Raw genomic sequence first — 2,528 nt, forward strand, 5'->3', positions numbered from 1 at the left:
ATCGTCGCGGGGAAGCAAGGGCCGCGCTTCCTGGACGGGCAGGGCCAGGAATTGGTCTTGAGGCGGCTGTCCTACAGCCACTTCTAGGAATTGCTCCAAACCGGCATCTTAGTTCGCTGCACTTGGTCTAAATACCTGCCGAGATCGGCGTTTTCGGCCTTATCCGGCGTTGCACCCTCAATTTGATTTTGGCAAGCTTGCGACCGACTAAGGCCGCCCCTTTTGGGCAAGGGGCGGCTTTGTTCGAAATCAAGGCGCCGCACCGCTCGACGGACAACAAAAGGCGCCGGGGGTACATCAAGGATCTGAGGCAAAAATCACATGACAGCATTATGGTTGATAGTGCTCTGCGGAGTGCTTTCCGTCGTCTACGCGATTTGGGCGACGTCTTCGGTGTTAAGTGCGGATGCGGGGTCGCCGCGCATGCAGGAGATCGCGGGGGCGGTCGCTGAGGGTGCACAGGCGTATCTGCGGCGCCAGTACACGACGATCGGCATCGTCGGCGTGGTCATCTTCCTCTTGCTTGTCTATTTCCTCGGAATCTACGTCGCCATCGGCTTTCTGATCGGCGCCGTCCTGTCGGGGGCGGCCGGCTTCATCGGCATGAATGTCTCGGTCCGCGCCAATGTGCGGACCGCCCAGGCGGCGACCACCTCGCTCGCCGGCGGCCTCGAGCTAGCCTTCAAGGCGGGCGCGATCACCGGCATGCTGGTGGCAGGTCTCGCATTGCTCGGGGTGACGCTCTATTTCGGCTTCCTGGTGCATTCGCTGAAGCTTGCGCCTGACAGCCGCACCGTCATCGACGCCATGGTGGCGCTCGGCTTCGGCGCCTCGCTGATCTCGATCTTCGCCCGTCTCGGCGGCGGCATCTTCACCAAGGGTGCGGACGTCGGCGGCGACCTCGTCGGCAAGGTCGAGGCCGGCATTCCCGAGGACGATCCGCGCAACCCGGCCACCATCGCCGACAACGTCGGCGACAATGTCGGCGACTGCGCCGGCATGGCCGCCGATTTGTTCGAGACCTATGCGGTGACTGCGGTCGCCACCATGGTGCTCGCCGCGATCTTCTTCGCCAAGACGCCGATCCTCGCCAACATGATGACGCTGCCGCTCGCGATCGGCGGCATCTGCATCATCACCTCGATCATCGGCACCTTCTTCGTCAAGCTCGGGCCGAGCCAGTCGATCATGGGTGCGCTGTACAAGGGCCTGATCGCAACCGGCGTCCTGTCGCTGATCGGCATCGCCGGCGTGATCTACAGCCTGATCGGCTTCGGCAAGCTCGATGGCGTCGACTATACCGGCATGGCGCTGTTCCAATGCGGCGTGGTCGGCCTCATCGTCACCGCGCTGATCATCTGGATCACCGAATACTACACCGGAACCGACTATCGTCCGGTGAAGTCGATCGCCCAGGCCTCGGTGACCGGCCACGGCACCAACGTGATCCAGGGCCTTGCCGTCTCGATGGAGGCGACCGCGCTCCCCGCGATCGTGATCATCGCCGGCATCCTGGTCACCTATAGCCTCGCCGGCCTGTTCGGCATCGCGATCGCGACCGCCACCATGCTGGCGCTGGCCGGCATGGTCGTCGCGCTCGACGCGTTCGGCCCGGTGACGGACAACGCGGGCGGCATCGCCGAGATGGCGGGCCTGCCGAAGGAGGTGCGCAAGTCGACCGATGCGCTCGACGCGGTCGGCAACACCACCAAGGCGGTCACCAAGGGCTACGCGATCGGCTCGGCCGGTCTCGGTGCCCTCGTGCTGTTTGCGGCCTACAACCAGGACCTCAAGTTCTTCGTTGCAGACTCCGCGCACCATCCCTACTTCGCCGGCGTCAATCCGGACTTCTCGCTCAACAACCCGTATGTGGTGGTGGGCCTGCTGTTCGGCGGCCTGTTGCCGTATCTGTTCGGCGCGATGGGCATGACCGCGGTGGGCCGTGCCGCGGGTGCGATCGTCGAGGAGGTCCGGCGCCAGTTCCGCGAGAAGCCGGGCATCATGCAGGGCACCGACAAGCCGGATTACGGCAAGGCGGTCGACCTGCTGACCCGGGCGGCGATCAAGGAGATGATCATCCCCTCGCTGCTCCCGGTGCTGTCACCGATCGTCGTCTACTTCCTGATCTACGCGATCGCGGGCGGCGGCGCGGCCGGCAAGTCGGCGGCGTTCTCCGCCGTGGGTGCCATGCTGCTCGGCGTCATCGTGACGGGCCTGTTCGTCGCGATCTCCATGACCTCGGGCGGCGGCGCCTGGGACAACGCCAAGAAGTACATCGAGGACGGTCATTTCGGCGGCAAGGGCTCTGACGCCCACAAGTCGGCGGTGACCGGCGACACCGTCGGCGATCCCTACAAGGACACGGCGGGTCCCGCGGTGAACCCGATGATCAAGATCACCAACATCGTGGCCCTGCTGCTGCTGGCGATCCTGGCGCACTGAGCGGCGCAGACGAGACAAGACAAACCCCGCGGCGCGAGCCGCGGGGTTTTTGTTGTGTGCCGAGTATGAGCGACAGCTTGGAGGTG

The 2,528-nt window shown here is 64.7% G+C and carries 1 protein-coding gene; it reads left to right on the forward strand.

The window, feature by feature from the left end:
* Nucleotides 1–321: 321 nt before the first annotated feature.
* Nucleotides 322–2,442 (forward strand): sodium-translocating pyrophosphatase, encoded by a 2,121-nt coding sequence (locus tag IC66_RS0136545; RefSeq protein WP_028144407.1) that lies wholly within the window; start codon nucleotides 322–324, stop codon nucleotides 2,440–2,442.
* The last annotated feature ends 86 nt before the right edge of the window (nucleotides 2,443–2,528 follow it).

Source organism: Bradyrhizobium genomosp. III (assembly GCF_000261705.1).
Lineage (GTDB): Bacteria > Pseudomonadota > Alphaproteobacteria > Rhizobiales > Xanthobacteraceae > Bradyrhizobium > Bradyrhizobium ottawaense.

Bases quoted from the DNA above. Each gene is read 5' to 3' on its own strand.
- IC66_RS0136545 (WP_028144407.1), top strand. From the start codon at position 322: ATGACAGCATTATGGTTGATAGTGCTCTGCGGAGTGCTTTCCGTCGTC.